The organism is Alcaligenes parafaecalis, assembly GCF_026344135.1.
Classification (GTDB): domain Bacteria; phylum Pseudomonadota; class Gammaproteobacteria; order Burkholderiales; family Burkholderiaceae_B; genus Alcaligenes; species Alcaligenes parafaecalis.
The window spans coordinates 54,342-71,781 of record NZ_JAPKNA010000006.1; the positions used below are offsets into that span (position 1 = coordinate 54,342).

Consider the following 17,440-nt stretch of genomic DNA (forward strand, 5'->3'; position numbering starts at 1 on the left):
TTATCGCCCAATTCCGTAATCGTCCTCGCGCACCACACGTGGCGTGATTTCACGCGGCTCGATGGTGACGGGCTGGTAAATGACCCGCTTCTGCTCGGTGTCATAGCGCATTTCGACGTAACCGGAGATGGGGAAGTCTTTGCGGAACGGATGACCGATGAAACCGTAGTCGGTCAGGATGCGACGCAGATCAGGGTGGTTCTCGAAAATAATGCCGTACAGGTCAAACGCTTCGCGCTCGAACCAGTTCACCGAAGGCCAGACCTCGAACAGGGTTGGCAAAGCGGGGAAATCGTCGTTGGGCACAAAGCAACGCACACGCAGGCGCCAGTTGTGCTTCAAGGACATCAGGTGCAGCACAACGGCAAAGCGATGAGGGAACTGAGCGGATGCGGCCTGATAGGTAGGCGCTTTCCAGGCGGAATAATCAATCCCGCACAAGTCGATACAGGTCTCGAAGCGCAGATCAGCGTGGTCGCGCAGCAAGGTGCAGGTATCGACCCACGCATCAACCGGCACTTCCAAAGTGAGTTCATTGCGCGCTTGCGTCAACGCAGCCTGCTCGCCAAGGATAGAGAGCAAGTTGGTTTTTAAAGTTTCTAGCCGTGTCATAGTCTTGTTTAGCCTGTTCTTACCGTTCAGCGTGCGATGGTATTGGTCAAACGGATCTTGTTCTGCATTTGCAGCAAGCCGTAAACCAGAGCTTCAGCGGTTGGAGGACAGCCCGGCACATACACGTCTACCGGCACAATGCGGTCACAGCCGCGCACAACCGAGTAGGAGTAGTGGTAGTAGCCGCCACCATTGGCACAGGAGCCCATGGATACAACCCAGCGTGGCTCAGCCATCTGGTCGTACACCTTACGCAAGGCGGGTGCCATCTTGTTGCACAGGGTGCCCGCCACAATCATCAAATCAGATTGACGTGGGCTGGGACGGAAAATAATGCCGAATTGGTCCAGGTCATAGCGAGCCGCACCAGCGTGCATCATTTCCACTGCACAACAGGCCAGACCAAATGTCATGGGCCACATGGACCCTGTTTTTGCCCAGTTCAGAAACTTGTCTGCACTGGTCGTCACAAAACCTTCTTTGAGAATGCCGTCGATAGCCATAGTAGTTGCCTTTTGCCGGATCAGACCCTGGGAAGCCCCGGCCTATCCTGTTGCTGACCAAACCCGCTGTCATCAAGACGCATCCTCGTGCCCCTTATGCCCAGCAGCAGACGCGAAAACCCGTGTCGGGGTTCTCTATGGATGGGTTACTCCCAGTCCAGAGCGCCTTTTTTCCATTCGTAGATAAAACCGACCGTCAAAACGGCCAAGAACGCCATGACCGTCCAGAACCCGACCAGGCCTACTGTCCCATTGGCCATAGCCCAGGGAAACAGAAAAGCGATTTCCAGATCGAACATGATGAACAGAATCGCGATCAGGTAGTAACGAATGTCCACCTTCATGCGCGAATCACCGAATGCTTCAAAGCCGCATTCGTAAGGAGAGAGCTTTTCAGGGTCGGGGCGGTTTGGACCTAACACTCGACCGACTAAAAGCAGTGCCAAGCCAATCCCTGTGGCGACAATGATAAATAGCAAAACGGGAAAGTACTCTTGCAGGTTCATGCAAAGCATCCAATCGCAGTAAATAAACTCTTGGATTGTAGCATTTTGAGAGCACAGTTTTGGGGGATAACCCCAAACCATTACATCTATGCGCGGGTGTTGCACCCATGCCGCAAAAACTGTCAGCTACCTGACCAAAAACCCTTCAACTATTGATTATTTACTTTATTAAGGGTTGCGGTTTGAAGTAGTGATTAATTATCTTACTCGCTTTTGTAAGGCGAATGTCAGCTATCAAGCACTAAAGATCGTTTTTTTATACTTATTTTGTAAGCAAGACAAACAAGACTAAGCGGTCATAAGAATCAAAGCCCCTACCAAACGCAATACCTGAGGAAAAAAGCACCACACAAGAAAAACAGGCCTCCCAGCAGCCGCCACAGCACACCCAACACCCAACACCCAACACCCAACACCCAACACCCAACACCCAACAAGAGTAACCTTAAGCAAAATAGCACACGAAAAAAAGCCATCCCGAAGGATGGCTTTTTACACATCTGCAGTTCAGGCAAGCCCGAAGGCTTGCCTATCGCTACGCGTAGACAAGCTACGCGACACAATTAGAACTGGTGACGCAGGCCGACGCCCAACAGAGTGGACTTAGCGTCAGGAGCGAAGTACACGTTCTTGGCGTAAGAACCGATTGCGTACACGTTCGTGCGCTTGCTCAGTGGGTGGCTGTAACCCAAGCTGTATGTGTGCTGTTTCTTCTTCTCTACGTCCAGACCGGACAACAGAGTTGGAACTGCACGCATGTCAGCCATGGTCCAAGAAGCCATCAGGCTGCCAGCACCAACAGGAGCCGAAACACCGACCAGGTAGGAGTTGATCTTCAGACCGTCCAGACCAATCATGTTGCCGCTGTTAGGCAGAATGTCGGTGCTACCGGAGTAGTCTTGGGAAGCGAACAGACCGTTACGAGTTTGACCGAAAGCCAAGTAAGCTTTCACAACTTCGAAGTCGTAGCTACCACCGATGTTCCAGGACTTGACGGAAGTGCTGTCACCCAGGCTTTCTGGAGTCTTGAACTGATCGTAAGTTACAGCAACGCCAACAGGACCGTTAGCGTAACGCAGACCGGTGGTCACGCCGCGCATGTTTGTCTTGTCTGCATCCTTGATGTCGTAGGCTTGTTTGCCATCAACGTTAAAGGAGTAACCAACGCCGAACTGGAAGCCGGAGAAGTTAGGGGTTTGGTACATGATCATGTTGTCGTAACGAGCGGTGTTAGCTGCTGTGAAAGCACCACCGATGTTAGCTTGATCGAAACCACCGCCGAAAGGATCGGCTACGCCTGGCAGGTACTTGGAGGCGATGTTAGTTTGACGACCGAAGTCCAATTGACCCCAGCTGTCACCAGCCAGACCCAGAGTGGCTTGACGACCGAACAAACGGCTACCTTGAGCGGATTTACCGGTGCCCAGGTCGAAACCGCTTTCCAGAACGAACACAGCGCGCAGGCCGTCACCCAGATCTTCGGAACCCTTCAGGCCCCAACGGTTGCCAGACTGGATACCGTTGATCATGCCAATGCGCTTCTGCGAGAAATCGCCAGCGTCGTCGTTAGTTTTCAGTTTTTGGTAACCAATACCAGCGTCCAGAATACCGTACAGGGTGACAGACGTTTCTGCGTGTGCGACGCCAGCGAAGCCGGCCATCAGAGCAGCAGCGAGCAGAGTCTTTTTCATGTAAGAAATCTCCGTAGATTTGAGTAAATCAGAGCAGCCCAACTACAACAGTGCTGCTGCTCTTTCTAACTCCGCGATGGGAAGTTAACGCTATTGCATCAAAATTCCCGCCGCTTGACTACGAAACCCTTCGGAAACGTGAATCTTTGTGCACAGCCTGTTGGCTATACACAACAAAAACCCGCTTAAAGGGGCTTTCCAGGCGGCTTGAGCCCACAGCAACAATTAGCAGGCTAAGCCCTCAAGCTTCTTAAGAATCTGCTTTAAGTCTTCCGAGCAATAGGTCGCCAACACTGGTTCTCAGCAAACAAGGCAAAAAATGAAATCAGCGCCCAAAAAGATGAAAATGCCGCCCTCGACGTATTGAGAGCTAAAGCTGACCATACGACTTAAATCCACGATTCTCACAATACGAGAATTTTATATCAAAACAGATTCAGCATGCACTGACCCGGCCCGCACCCTTTTCCAACAAGTCGGAAACGATCCCAGAAACCTCAATACAAGCAACTTGCGCAGAAAGACAAAACACCCCAAAAGTTGGCGAAAAAAAAACCTGTCCTTTTCAGGATCAGGTTTTATTTCCGGGTGCTGCAATTGCAGAACATCCCCGTTTTATTTGTTTGGTGCCGACGACGAGACTCGAACTCGTACAGCTTTCGCCACTACCCCCTCAAGATAGCGTGTCTACCAATTCCACCACGTCGGCAAGCAATCAAGACAGCGATATTAGCATGACAAAAGCAGGACTGTCAGCACAAAACAGCCCAAAAAGACATGCCTTCACCGATATTCAGCACAAACACCACCAAATAAACAAAGCCCGCTATGAAAGCGGGCTTTGTCATCTCACTATCCAGACTCTCTAGCGGTATTTCCTAGCTCTTATACACAGAGGGGAAAAAAGCTCGCCACAGATCCAGGCTCACTCAGCAGGAGGAACCGCAGGCACACCCTGCGCCTCAGGAGTCGCTGATGGAACAGCCGCAGGGACAGAAGCCGCTGGAGCAGGAACCGAAGCAGCACCGGATGGCGCCGCACCAGGAACAGAGGACTCGTAGCCTTGCATCACGCCCGCATCGACTTTCTGCGCTGGATGGTGAGCCACCCACGCCAAACCACCCGTGGACACAAAAAAGACAATTGCCGCCCATTTAGTCATGCGCGACAAAAAGTTCGCCGCACCTGCTGCACCAAACACGCTACCCGCCGAGCCGCCACCGAAGGCCGAGCCCATATCGGCGCCCTTACCTTGCTGCAACAGAACCAGACCAATAATCAACAGCGAGGAGATAACCTGCACCGCCATCAGAACGGAAGACATCCAATCTTGCATTTAAAGACTCCAGACCCTTTAAGCGGCCACAATACGTAAAAATTCTTGCGCATCCAAAGATGCACCACCCACCAAGGCACCATCAATATCCGGCATGGCAAAAAGCTCAGCGGCATTATCCGCCTTCACGCTGCCACCGTACAAAATACGCAACTGATCCGACTCCATATAGGCACGAATCTGTTGATGCATTTGCTGCGCTTGCTCTGGCGTTGCCGTCAGACCCGTACCAATTGCCCAGACCGGCTCGTAAGCCAACACCAGCTTAGACACCACATCAGCACCCAAGGCTTTGATCGGCTCTAGCTGATCTTGCACCACACAGGTTTCCTGCCCTGCCTCGCGATCAGCCAACTGCTCGCCAATACAGACAATAGGCGTCAAGCCCGCATCCAGCGCCGCAACAACTTTGGCAGCAACCTGAGCACTGCTTTCCTGGTGATACTGCCTGCGCTCGGAATGCCCAACAATGACCCAGCGACAGCCTATATCAGCCAGCATTGCCGCCGATATTTCCCCTGTGTAGGCACCTTTGGCGTGAACGCTGACATCCTGAGCACCGACAGCAATAGCTGAGTCCTTCAGGATGTTCGCCACCTGGGGCAAATACACATAAGGAACGCACACAAGCACATCACAATCTGCCTGCGCATCAGGCTGAACGAGCAGTTCTTGCAGCAGACGGCTGTTGCCATCAAGCGAGCCATTTAATTTCCAATTACCCGCAACCAGTCGTTTACGCGAAGAATGTACGCTCATTGCTCCCTTGATGCCAGTCAAAAAGTTACACCAACGCCCACAATCAAGGCGCAGCTAACCGGCTATTGTAGCGCGAGCAAATCCTTTTCGCGCATGTTTGGCAGAAAATTCGTTTCAAACCGGCAAGAAAAAGGGTGGTTATGCCACCCCTTGCTGCTTTTAAGGAACAAGAATGATCTTGCCGACCTGCTCACCCGCCTCCATCATGGCATGCGCTTCATTCGCTTTCTCCAGCGGGAAAGTCGCATGGATCAAGGGGCGAACCTGACCTGCCTCCAGTAATGGCCAGACACGCTCTTGCAAGGCCCGCGCCAACTGCGCCTTGAACTCCACAGAACGAGAGCGCAGCGTTGAGCCAGTAATAGTCAAACGACGACGCAAGATCTCGCCGCAATTGATCGTGGCTTTAACTCCGCCCAACAAGGCAATAATCACGATACGGCCATCATCAGCCAGGCACGTCAGATCTCGATTGATGTAGTCACCAGAGACCATATCCAAAATGACATCCACGCCACGGCCGCCCGTTTTGCTTTTAATGACGTCCTCATAGACCTCGGCCTTGTAGTTGATGCCTATCCCGCCCAGACGATTAATCGCCTCAACGCGTTCATCACTACCGGCCGTGGCATAGACGGTATGCCCCAAAGCCACTGCCAACTGGATCGCTGTCGTTCCGATTCCACTTGCACCGCCGTGGACCAGCAGGGTTTCCCCCTTGCTTAACTGCCCGCGGTCAAACACATTACTCCAGACCGTAAAGAACGTCTCCGGCAAGCCCGCCGCTTCCAGCAGACTAAAACCTTTAGGGATAGGCAGACACTGCTGAACCGGGACCACACAATACTCGGCATAGCCCCCACCCGTTACCAGGGCACAGACCTGATCGCCAATATTGAAAGCACTGCCCTGCACATCACCCGACACGATCTCGCCTGCCAGCTCCAGACCGGGGATATCGGATGCTCCTGCAGGAGGCGGATACGCACCCGCCCGCTGCAATACATCAGGACGGTTCACACCAGCGGCCAGAACTTTGACCAACACCTCCCCAGGACCTGTTTGCGGCATGGGACGCTCGCCCACTCGCAATACATCCGGTTTTCCAAATTCAGTGATTTCAACCGCTCGCATACTTGCTCCCTGATATCGAATACATTTTTCTGGCATAGCTTAGTGTGCACCACACAAGCAGCCACCTTACTTGCTGCAATCTATCATAGAGACTCGTTTCAGCGCCCTATTCCAGTGATGAAAACATATTATTTCCATGACGCTGGCAAATTTATACGTTACACTTTAAGGCTTTCCTGGCCGCAACGCTTTTTGCCTATGCTGCTTGCCGGGAAAAGCCCAATAGATAGGAAGCGTGCCAGAGCGGTTGAATGGACCGGTCTTGAAAACCGGCGATGGGGTAACCCATCCGTGAGTTCGAATCTCACCGCTTCCGCCATCATCTCCCGCTGCATCCATGGCGGAATTGGTAGACGCAAGGGACTTAAAATCCCTCGATCTTTGATCGTGCCGGTTCGATTCCGGCTGGATGCACCAAGTATTTATCATTGCTGACGAATAGTTTTGTCCCATAATAAAAACCAGTGTTTTTATTTATCCCGGACAGACATCGACCATTTCAGAAAAGCCCACTATCAGTGGGCTTTTTTGCATACATCTTTCCTGCTGCAGATCTGCCATTGAACCCAAGCTCCGGCCCATCACTCCCTCTCAGCCCAACAAGCATCACCAAGCGGCAAGCCCTTTACCCCCCACCTGCAGCACCAGGTTCTCCCGCATCACCTTGAAATACAACACATTGAAAACAAGGCGGAACATCAACAAAGCAGCACCCCAAGCAAACCTGGGCACCAAGAGCTAAATACACCCACCCTTGAGAGTTCAAAATTCAGGCAATCAATCCCAAGAAAATGGACAAATCCCCAGACACAAAAAAACCCGCCTTTCGGCGGGTTTTTCTTTAACCAGACAGCAAGCGCTATCAGGAAGCAGCAGGAGCAGCGGGGCCGCCTTGAGCTTCGATACCACCGATAGCCTTGATCGACAGACGCAGACGACCTTTCTCGTCAGCTTCGATGACCTTGACCTTAACAACCTGACCTACTTTCAGTACGTCATTGATATTGGCGATACGGTAGTTGGCAATCTCGGAGATGTGCAGCAAGCCGTCACGGCCTGGCAGCACTTGTACAATCGCGCCAAAATCCAGCAAGCGCATCACTGGGCCTTCGTATTCCTGACCCACTTCAACTTCGGCGGTCAGCTCTTTGATACGACGCTCGGCTTCGCGGGCCTTGTCCAGATCGGCGCTGGCAATAGTGATGGTGCCGTCATCCGAAATATCGATCTGCGTACCGGTTTCTTCAGTCAGAGCGCGGATGGTTGCACCACCCTTACCAATCACGTCACGAATCTTCTCGGGGTTGATCTTCACGGTCAGCATGCGAGGCGCGAATTCGGACATCTCGGTACGGGAACCGTCGATGGACTCTTTCATCTTGCCCAGGATGTGCATACGGCCTTCGTGAGCCTGAGCCAATGCAACCTGCATGATTTCCTTGGTAATGCCCTGGATCTTGATATCCATCTGCAAAGCAGTAATACCTTTCTCGGTACCGGCAACCTTGAAGTCCATATCGCCCAGGTGATCTTCGTCACCCAGAATGTCTGTCAGCACAGCAAACTTGTTGCCTTCTTTGATCAGACCCATGGCCACACCAGCCACGTGATCTTGCACGGGAACGCCAGCGTCCATCATGGACAGCGAGCCACCGCACACGGATGCCATCGAGGACGAACCGTTTGATTCCGTGATCTCGGACACCACACGGATGGAGTACTGGAAGTCTTCAGCAGCAGGCAACAAAGGCGTCAGAGCGCGCTTGGCCAGACGGCCGTGACCGATCTCACGACGCTTGGGAGCACCGAAACGGCCAGCTTCGCCAGTAGCGAACGGAGGCATGTTGTAGTGCATCATGAAGCGGTCGCGGTACTCACCCATGATCGAATCAATGATCTGCTCGTCTTGCTTGGTGCCCAGGGTGGTAACCACCAAAGCCTGAGTTTCGCCACGCGTGAACAAAGCGCTACCGTGAGCACGGGGCAGAACGCCCAAACGGATGCTGATAGGACGAACCGTGCGGGTATCGCGACCGTCAATACGGGACTCGCCACCCAAGATGCGCGAACGCACAATCTTGCTTTCCAGGTCGAACATCATGTTTTCAACGGCAACCATATCAGGCTGGGCCTGACCGGCGGCTTCAGCTTGAGCCTTGACCGTTTCTTTAACTTGAGCGTAAACAGCGCGCACTTGCTCGGTACGAGCTTGTTTTTCGCGTGTTTGGTAGGCCTGTGTCAAACCTTCTTCAGCAGCAGCCGTTACGGTAGCCAGCAGGCTTTCGTTAACAGCGGCGGGCTCCCAGTTCCACTCGGGTTTGCCAGCTTCTTCAACCAGTTCGTGAATGCAGTTGATGGCGGCTTGCATTTGCTCGTGAGCAAACACCACACCACCCAGCATGATTTCTTCAGACAATTGCTTGGCTTCGGACTCAACCATCAGCACAGCTTGTTCGGTACCGGCCACAACCAGATCCAGAGCCGAGGACTTCAGTTGAGTTGCGGATGGGTTCAGTACGTACTGACCATCAACGTAACCAACGCGAGCTGCGCCCACAGGACCGTTGAACGGAATACCGGAGATAGCCAGAGCAGCGGAAGCGCCGATCATGGCAGCGATATCAGGATCAATTTCCGGATTGACCGATACCGTGTGAATGATGACCTGAACTTCGTTGTAGAAGCCTTCAGGGAACAGAGGGCGCAGTGGACGGTCGATCAGGCGGGAGATCAGGATCTCGCGCTCGGACTGACGGCCTTCACGCTTGAAGAAACCACCAGGGATCTTGCCTGCGGAGTAGGTTTTTTCGACGTAATCAACGGTCAGAGGGAAGAAGTCCTGACCTGCTTTCGCTTCGCTCTTGCCAACAACAGTGGCCAACACAACAGTGTCTTCAATCGAAACCAGCACGGCACCTGACGCCTGACGTGCGATTTCGCCGGTTTCCAGAATGACGGTATGTTCGCCGTACTGGAAAGACTTGGTGACTTTATTGAACATTAGGAGAATCCTTACAATAAAAAAACCGTGCACACAGCGAAACCAGTTCGCCGAATGCACGGTTGTTTAGCGGGGAGCCAGCCCCGGTATCACTTACGCAGACCGAGTTTTTCGATCAAAGCACGGTAAGCGTCTGGATTACGACCTTTCAGGTAATCCAGCAATTTACGACGACGGCTAACCATACGCAGCAGACCACGACGGGAGTGGTGATCTTTGTTGTGAGCCTTGAAGTGGCCGGTCAATTCGTTGATGCGAGCGGTCAGCAAAGCCACTTGCACTTCTGGGGAGCCTGTATCGCCTTGTTTACGCTGAAACTCGGAAACGATATCGACTTTTTTGATATCTGCAACTGCCATTTTATTTAGCCTCTAAGACTTGCGTTAGGACCGAGGTGCCCTAACGTGGTGAAAATGAGATTAAGTGCACCGGGCCCACCGGGCCAAGTGCAAGCTAACGATTATAACGAAAAACCGGGGAAGGCGTTAAGCATTTCGATCTGCCAGCCCCCGAAACCCCTGTATTTTAGTTGTTTCCACGCCGAAGTCGCGCCAAAGCTCGAGCCCGACGCCAGCGCCAGGCCATTACGACCCAGCCCGACAAGCCATACAGGCAGAACAAGCCAAACAGGAAGACTGGCGGGTCTGTGGAGACAAACACAAAGACCAGAACAAAGAGCAACATGCCCCAGAACGGCACGCTACGGCTGACCGCAAAGGACTTGCCGCTATAGAACGGTGCATTGGACACCATGGCCAGACCGGCATAAATCGTCAAACCAAACGCAACCCAAGGAATCACGTTCACATGCAGGGACAACTTGTTGTCTACTGCCAGCCAAACAAAGCCCGCCACCAGTGCAGCAGCGGCCGGACTGGGCAGACCCTGGAAAAAGCGTTTGTCGACCACTTCAATATTGGTATTGAAACGAGCCAGACGCAGTGCGCCGCCGGCTACATAGATAAAAGCGGCCAGCCACCCCCACCGCCCCAAACCTTGCATGGCCCAGACATACATGACCAGCGCGGGTGCCGCACCAAAGGAGATCATGTCGGCCATGGAGTCGTACTGCTCGCCAAAGGCGGACTGGGTATTGGTCAAACGGGCAACCCGTCCGTCCATACCGTCAAACACCAGTGCCAGGAAAATGGCGATGGCTGCGGCTTCAAAGCGACCATTCATGGCTTGCACAACGGCATAGAACCCCGCGAACAAATTGGCAGTGGTAAAGGCGTTGGGCAATAGATAGATGCTACGCCGACGACGGGTTTCATCATTGAGCAAATTGGGCATAATTTATGCTTTAAGAGTTGTTGCTAGAGACTGAACGCTCAAATGTAGCATTGTAAGCCAAGCTGCAGAACGCAAATAATTCAAGCGAATAACAGTCAGCCGCCTTAAAAGGGGCAGGATTTGCAGAGGCAGACACAAGCCTGTTCAGGCTGGCTGGCATCAAGCAAGAGTATAAGCTCCCGCGCCCCTGAAGGAATCCGCGAATCCCAAGGCAACAGCGCTCGCTGCGCCGCATACGCCCGATCCTGTCCAGATAGTATTGGCTTGCCTGGAGTGGCCTGACAGCGTTGCCAAACAAAAATAAAAAACCGGCTGGCGCCAGAAGACGCTAGCCGGTTTTTTGTTCAAGACCAGGACAGGCTATTCACCTGTCCCAATATCAAACTTAGTTCTTGGACTTATCAACCAGCTTGTTAGCGGCAATCCAAGGCATCATGGAACGCAGTTTGCCACCCACTTGCTCGATCTGCGACTCGGCGTTGATACGACGACGCGAGATCAGAGTAGGTGCACCAGCGGCGTTTTCCAGGATGAAGTTCTTGGCGTAAACACCGGTCTGGATGTCTTCCAGACACTGACGCATGGCTTTGCGTGTTTCTTCGGTAACGATCTTCGGACCGGTCTCGTACTCGCCGTATTCGGCGTTGTTGGAGATCGAGTAGTTCATGTTGGCGATACCGCCTTCGTAGATCAGGTCCACGATCAGCTTCAGCTCGTGCAAGCACTCGAAGTAGGCCATTTCAGGAGCGTAACCAGCATCAACCAGCGTGTCGAAACCAGCTTTGATCAGCTCAACCGCGCCACCGCACAGAACAGCCTGTTCGCCGAACAAGTCGGTTTCGGTTTCTTCGCGGAAGTTGGTTTCGATGATACCGGCACGGCCACCGCCGTTAGCGGATGCGTAAGACAGAGCCACGTCGCGAGCAGCGCCGGTCTTGTCCTGGTAAACAGCGATCAGGTGAGGAACGCCGCCGCCTTGGCTGTAGGTGCCACGAACAGTGTGACCAGGAGCCTTGGGAGCAATCATGATGACGTCGATATCGTCACGCGGCACAACTTGGCCGTAGTGCACGTTAAAGCCGTGAGCAAATGCCAGAGCAGCGCCGGGTTTGATGTTCTCGGCAACCTGGTTGCGGTAAACCTCAGCAATGTTTTCGTCAGGCAACAAGATCATGACAACGTCAGCGCTCTTGACGGCTTCAGCCACTTCCTGAACTTTCAGGCCAGCGTTCTCGGCTTTGCTCCAGGAAGCGCCGCCTTTACGCAGACCCACAACCACGTTCACGCCGGACTCGTGCAGGTTCAGTGCGTGGGCGTGGCCTTGCGAGCCGTAACCGATGATGGCAACGGTCTTGCCTTTGATCAGGGAAAGATCACAATCCTTGTCGTAGAAAACTTTCATTTCAGGTGCTCCAAATTTAATAATTTCGCTTAAACAGCAATTCGAGAATGGCCGCTCATGCAGCAGCGGCACAAAAAGGACCTTGACTCATTACTTCCAGAACAGGGCCACCGTGGTCTACACAGCGTCAGGCCGTGTTTACCCTTTATAAGGAGCCGCTTTAAAAAGCAGCCCCTTGAATAAAAGCGGTAATTATGTCCTGAAAAAGCCTTGGCTTACAGCTTTAAGACACGTTCGCCACGGCTGACACCAGAGACCCCGGTGCGCACTGTTTCAAGAATGGCCGTACGATCCAGCGCATTGATGAAAGCAGCAATTTTGTCTTGAACACCGGTCAGTTCGATGGTGTATGTCTTGTCCGTAACATCAATGATGCGGCCACGGAAAATATCCGCCATGCGCTTCATCTCTTCACGTTCCTTGCCTACCGCCCGCACTTTGATCAGCATGAGTTCACGCTCGATGTGGGGGCCTTCGGACAGATCCACCACCTTGACCACATCAACCAGACGGTTCAAGTGCTTGGTGATCTGCTCGATGACGTCGTCCGCCCCTCGGGTAACGATAGTCATGCGAGACAGGGTGTCGTCCTCGGTTGGGGCAACCGTCAAGGTTTCGATGTTATAGCCACGGGCTGAAAACAGGCCGACCACACGGGACAGTGCACCGGGCTCGTTTTCCAGAAGGATAGAAATGACGTGTTTCATGGTTCTCTCCTTACAGATCGTCCGGGCCCAAGAGCATTTCTGTCAGGCCGCGGCCTGCTTTCACCATCGGGAACACGTTTTCGGTTTGGTCCGTGATGAAGTTCAGAAATACCAGGCGGTCTTTGTGCGTGGTGAAGGCTTCGCGAATCGCGGGGACCACATCGGCTGGCTTGTCGATCTCCAGACCCACGTGACCATAGCTTTCCACCAGTTTGACAAAGTCAGGCAATGCGTCCACATAGGACTCGGAATAACGCGAGCCATAGTCGATTTGCTGCCACTGGCGCACCATGCCCAAATAACGATTGTTCAGGCAAAGAACCTTGGGGCTCAAGCGGTACTGTTTACACGTAGACAGTTCCTGGATGTTCATCTGGATGGAGCCTTCACCAGTGATGACGGCAACGTCCTGGCCAGGGTTGGCCATTTGCACACCCATTGCGTAAGGCAAGCCCACGCCCATCGTGCCCAAGCCACCAGAATTGATCCAGCGACGAGGCTTATTGAATTTGTAGTACTGTGCCGCCCACATCTGGTGCTGGCCCACATCGGAAGTCACGAAGGCGTTGCCACCGGTCACTTCCCACAGGGATTCCACCACGTATTGCGGCTTGATCAGCTCGTCCGACTTGGTATAGACCAAGGAGTTCTTGCCACGCCAGACGTTGATCTGCTTCCACCAGTCGTTCAAAGAAGGCTGGTTCTGCGATTCCTGACGGCTTTGCGCATACAGCTCGTTGAACTCGACCAGCACGTCCTTGACGCAGCCCACGATAGGCACATCAACTTTCACGCGCTTGGAGATCACGGAAGGATCAATATCAATATGAATGATCTTGCGTGGATTCTGGCTGAAGTGACGGGTATTACCAATCACACGGTCATCGAAACGTGCGCCTACTGCGATCAGGACATCACAGTTTTGCATGGTCATATTGGCTTCGTAGGTTCCGTGCATGCCAGGCATACCAATATATTGGTCTGCCGTGCCGGGGTACGCACCCAAGCCCATCAAGGTTGTTGTGCAAGGCGCACCACTTAACTTGACCAGTTCGCTGAGCTCGTTTTCAGCATTACCCAGCACCACACCACCACCGACATAAATCAGCGGGCGCTCGGCGCTATTGAGAATCTGAACGGCTTTCTTGATTTGCCCCTGGTGGCCTTTGGTCACAGGCGCGTAAGAGCGCATCTTGACCTCGCCACGCTTGGGCGTGTATTTGCACGTTGCGGTCGTAATATCTTTGGGGATATCAATCAGCACAGGGCCGGGACGGCCTGTGGTGGCAATAAAAAATGCCTTGCGAATGGTATCGGCCAAATCACGAACATCGCGCACCAGAAAGTTGTGCTTGACGCAAGGACGGGTGATACCGATGGCATCACATTCCTGGAAAGCATCTTCACCAATTGCCTGGGTGCTGACCTGTCCACTGATGATGACCATCGGGATGGAATCCAGGTAAGCGGTCGCAATACCGGTGACGGCATTGGTGACGCCCGGGCCACTGGTTACCAGTGCCACGCCAACTTTTTGGGACGAACGGGAATAGGCATCCGCCGCATGAACAGCAGCCTGTTCATGGCGCACGAGAATGTGCTGGAAGCGGTCCTGCTTGAAGATTGCGTCGTAGATATAGAGAACGGCACCACCCGGATAACCGAAAACGTGTTCCACGCCTTCGTCCGCGAGCGTGCGCACAACAATATCTGCGCCATTTAATTCAGACATGAGTTTTCCTTTCAGTCTTGCTCTGCAATATCGACCGACCACGACGGTCCGAGCTTGAACCGATGTCAGCAACATGATCTGGCGCTTCATGGCCCACAGGACCACACCACCCAGACACATTACCGTCCGGCCTGCACTCTTCGACACTCAGTGCGTGCATACAAAAACGTATGCGTTAGCTTGAAACGGAAGTCCTGGCATCCCACGCTTGTGACGCGGCCAGCAACAAAGTTTATAGGCGCAAAAAACCGGGCGGATGGCCCGGTTAACAGTGCCTCGCTACAATTTGCTCGGATAAGGAGCAAAAACACCTAGTTACTTTACCTTGACTGCTCAAAGCGAGCAACTGTGATTGTTGGTAAAGTGCAAAAAAACAGGCTTAAAGCTTGCATACGTAAAACGATATACTGTCTACCTATGACGAGCTGTCCGGGTATTTTATGGCATCGCCCATCCCACAATTAAAACAATTCCTGTATAGCCACTATTTTTTCGGTGGACTGCGCCAGTCCATCGGTGTGCTTTTGCCGGTCATTATTTTGGGCCGCTTCTTTGGTCACTATGACATTGGCGTCATTGCGTCCATGGGCGCCACCTGCGTTGCCATCATTGACCAGCCCGGCGGCCCGCGCCGCTACCGCAACAATGAAATGCTGGGCGGTATTGCCCTGGGCACTGTCACCGTCGGCCTGACGGGGCTGGCCTCCAGCTCTCCCCTGCTGCTGGTTCTGTGCGTCCCGTTTCTGTGCTTTCTGTACAGCATGTTCTCCGTCTTTGGCCGTCGTGGCGGGCTGATCGGCTTTGCCGCCCTGCTGCTGATGACCTTGACGATGCGCTTTCCCATGCAGCCGCACGAGGTCCTGGCACACACGCTCTATTCCTTTGGCGGCGGGCTGTCCTATTACCTGTTCAGCACCCTATTCAGACGTCTGTTCTGGTATCGGGAAGAACGACAGACGCTGGCAGTGGCTTTGTTCGCAACCGCTGAATACATGGAAGCCCGTGCCCAGTTCTACGATTCCACCTCGGACCTGGATACCTGCTACCGACGCCTGATCAATCTGCAGTCCAATATGACCGAGAAACACCAGGCTGCCCGCGATATGGTGCTGCGTGAACTGCCCCGTGGATACGGGCGTGGGGACCATCACCGCCGCGCTTTGCTGACGATCTTTTTAAATATGGTCAGCATTCTGGATTCCCTGGTCGCTACCTATACGGACTACACCGTGCTGCGTCGCCAACTGGCCGAGAGCGACTTCATGATCTTTGCCCGTGATGGTTTGTACAAGCTGTCCCTGGACATTGGTCGCGTTGCCATGAATGTCTCGCGCAGCAACAGTACAAAACGCCGCTCCAGCGTCAAAGCAGAAATTCGCGCTATGGAATACGAGCTGGAGAAATACAAGCGCCAGGGCATGTCGCAAACCGACCCGGAAACCTATGCGCTGCTGGTTCAGGTAGTGCGCCGCCTGCGAAACCTGAACCGCATTGTGGACAATATGGCCAGCCTGTCCCACCGCGCCAGCCAGAATCTGCCAGTAGACCAATACCTGAATAAATCGCTAAGCCGCATGCTGTCGCGCGAAGAGTTGCGCCTGGGTATGTTGACCAGCAACCTGAAGCGTAAATCCTCGCACTTTCGCTATGCCGCGCGTGTCAGTATTGCCTCCATGGTGGCACTGGGCGTCGGCGGGCTGAGTGCCCACTTTCAAAATGAATTGGGTTTGGTCAGCGCCCTGACTGCTCACAGTTACTGGATCATCCTGACCATTCTGGTAATCATGAAACCGGGCTTTGCGATCACACGCCAGCGTAATGGCTGGCGGTTGTTTGGCACTGTGCTGGGCTGCGCGGCGGCCTTCCTGCTGCTGAAGCTGACCGATAACCGCGAGCTGTATCTGATTGCCATGCTGCTGGCCTACTTGCTGGGTAACAGTCTGGTTCAGCTTAATTTCCTGCTGTCCGCCCTGTTCAACACGATCTTCGTGATTCTGTCCTTCCAGTTCCTGTCTACAGGTGGCTCCTTCATTATTGGCGAGCGTCTGATTGATACGCTGATTGGCTGCGGTATTGCTATGGCAGCCAGTTACTTGCTGCCCAATTGGGAGTCCAGTGCCATGACGGGACTGGCTCGTGCCGCCTTGGCAGCCAACCAGGAATTCTGGCGCGCCGGTATGGAGTTTGCCCGTCTGAGCCGACTCCACAATCAGATCATCAAGACCAGCAAAGACGGCGAATCCACCATGACAGACGCCCAGAAGGAGCAAGTAGATCTGGACTTGATGGAAGCGGATACAGCCTGGCAAGTGGCGAACAAGAACGTACATATTGCCTTCAGCAACTTCGCCTCGGCCTTTTATCGCATGATGGATGAGCCAGTCAGCCGCCAGGCCAATGTGTCTTTGCTGAATAATCTGCTGATTCAGAACCATGTGCTGGCTTCGCAAATCAGTGCCGCCGCCCCCTTGCTGGCGAACCTGAGTCAAATTCCGCCAGGTATCCAGAACTCACTGGATGCCATTGGAGCCCTGATCAACGATAAAGACGCCGAGCCACCTGCCTCGATTGAAACCGAAGGCGAGTTGGCCATGCTGGCCTATCCGATTCGTCAAATGAGCAAGGCTGCCCAACTGATACGGCAGGATATGAGAGGCCTGGAATACAGCGCTGGTCCGCAACTGCCGCCTGAGCGCAAGCAGGAACTGAAGCAGCAAGGGGCTTGATAAGCCTATCCTGAAACAAGAGAAACTCGCCATTAGAG

At 53.4% G+C, this 17,440-nt stretch carries 14 protein-coding genes and 3 tRNA genes; 3 read left to right on the forward strand and 14 right to left on the reverse strand.

Annotated features, from left to right (window positions below; translation table 11 throughout):
• The 8 genes from OSH09_RS16505 to OSH09_RS16540 form a co-directional block, all read right to left on the reverse strand.
• Nucleotides 1-612: an NADH-quinone oxidoreductase subunit C gene (locus OSH09_RS16505; protein WP_207875421.1), complete on the reverse strand. Its 612-nt coding sequence runs from the start codon at nt 610-612 to the stop codon at nt 1-3.
• 26 nt (nt 613-638) lie between these two features.
• On the reverse strand, nt 639-1,115 hold the full coding sequence (locus tag OSH09_RS16510) for a NuoB/complex I 20 kDa subunit family protein (RefSeq protein ID WP_003801059.1): 477 nt from the start codon (nt 1,113-1,115) through the stop codon (nt 639-641).
• 146 nt (nt 1,116-1,261) lie between these two features.
• Nucleotides 1,262-1,621, reverse strand: a complete 360-nt coding sequence (locus tag OSH09_RS16515) for an NADH-quinone oxidoreductase subunit A (RefSeq protein ID WP_189391140.1) — start codon at nt 1,619-1,621, stop codon at nt 1,262-1,264.
• Nucleotides 1,622-2,184: 563 nt separating this feature from the next.
• Nucleotides 2,185-3,312, reverse strand: coding sequence for a porin (locus OSH09_RS16520; protein ID WP_266121594.1), 1,128 nt, complete (start codon nt 3,310-3,312; stop codon nt 2,185-2,187).
• A 624-nt stretch (nt 3,313-3,936) separates the two neighbouring features.
• Nucleotides 3,937-4,021 (reverse strand) — tRNA-Leu (locus tag OSH09_RS16525).
• A 216-nt stretch (nt 4,022-4,237) separates the two neighbouring features.
• Entirely contained in the window at nt 4,238-4,648 is a 411-nt protein-coding gene (gene secG / locus OSH09_RS16530; RefSeq protein WP_266121595.1) for a preprotein translocase subunit SecG, read from the reverse strand.
• An 18-nt stretch (nt 4,649-4,666) separates the two neighbouring features.
• Nucleotides 4,667-5,407, reverse strand: coding sequence for a triose-phosphate isomerase (gene tpiA, locus OSH09_RS16535; protein ID WP_207875424.1), 741 nt, complete (start codon nt 5,405-5,407; stop codon nt 4,667-4,669).
• A gap of 159 nt (nt 5,408-5,566) precedes the next feature.
• Complete coding sequence (locus OSH09_RS16540; RefSeq protein WP_266121596.1) at nt 5,567-6,541, reverse strand: NAD(P)H-quinone oxidoreductase; 975 nt, start codon at nt 6,539-6,541, stop codon at nt 5,567-5,569.
• A gap of 229 nt (nt 6,542-6,770) precedes the next feature.
• Here OSH09_RS16540 and OSH09_RS16545 point away from each other — a divergent pair.
• Nucleotides 6,771-6,860: transfer RNA gene (locus tag OSH09_RS16545), tRNA-Ser, on the forward strand.
• 12 nt (nt 6,861-6,872) lie between these two features.
• Nucleotides 6,873-6,958, forward strand: a tRNA-Leu gene (locus OSH09_RS16550).
• 445 nt (nt 6,959-7,403) lie between these two features.
• On the opposite strand, the gene pnp is transcribed toward OSH09_RS16550, so the two are convergent.
• The 6 genes from pnp to ilvB form a co-directional block, all read right to left on the reverse strand.
• Entirely contained in the window at nt 7,404-9,542 is a 2,139-nt protein-coding gene (gene pnp, locus OSH09_RS16555; RefSeq protein ID WP_266121597.1) for a polyribonucleotide nucleotidyltransferase, read from the reverse strand.
• Nucleotides 9,543-9,631: 89 nt separating this feature from the next.
• The gene (rpsO, locus tag OSH09_RS16560) at nt 9,632-9,901 is read right to left on the reverse strand and encodes a 30S ribosomal protein S15 (RefSeq protein ID WP_003801068.1); all 270 of its coding nucleotides are present in this window, start codon (nt 9,899-9,901) and stop codon (nt 9,632-9,634) included.
• Between the two features lie 166 nt (nt 9,902-10,067).
• On the reverse strand, nt 10,068-10,835 hold the full coding sequence (pssA, locus tag OSH09_RS16565; RefSeq protein WP_207875427.1) for a CDP-diacylglycerol--serine O-phosphatidyltransferase: 768 nt from the start codon (nt 10,833-10,835) through the stop codon (nt 10,068-10,070).
• 385 nt (nt 10,836-11,220) lie between these two features.
• Nucleotides 11,221-12,237, reverse strand: coding sequence for a ketol-acid reductoisomerase (gene ilvC / locus OSH09_RS16570; protein WP_207875428.1), 1,017 nt, complete (start codon nt 12,235-12,237; stop codon nt 11,221-11,223).
• A gap of 215 nt (nt 12,238-12,452) precedes the next feature.
• Complete coding sequence (gene ilvN / locus OSH09_RS16575; protein ID WP_003801075.1) at nt 12,453-12,944, reverse strand: acetolactate synthase small subunit; 492 nt, start codon at nt 12,942-12,944, stop codon at nt 12,453-12,455.
• Between the two features lie 10 nt (nt 12,945-12,954).
• Nucleotides 12,955-14,676, reverse strand: a complete 1,722-nt coding sequence (gene ilvB, locus OSH09_RS16580; protein ID WP_207875429.1) for a biosynthetic-type acetolactate synthase large subunit — start codon at nt 14,674-14,676, stop codon at nt 12,955-12,957.
• Nucleotides 14,677-15,116: 440 nt separating this feature from the next.
• Here ilvB and OSH09_RS16585 point away from each other — a divergent pair, with 440 nt between their 5' ends.
• Nucleotides 15,117-17,402, forward strand: a complete 2,286-nt coding sequence (locus OSH09_RS16585) for an FUSC family protein (RefSeq protein WP_266121598.1) — start codon at nt 15,117-15,119, stop codon at nt 17,400-17,402.
• Nucleotides 17,403-17,440 lie beyond the last annotated feature (38 nt).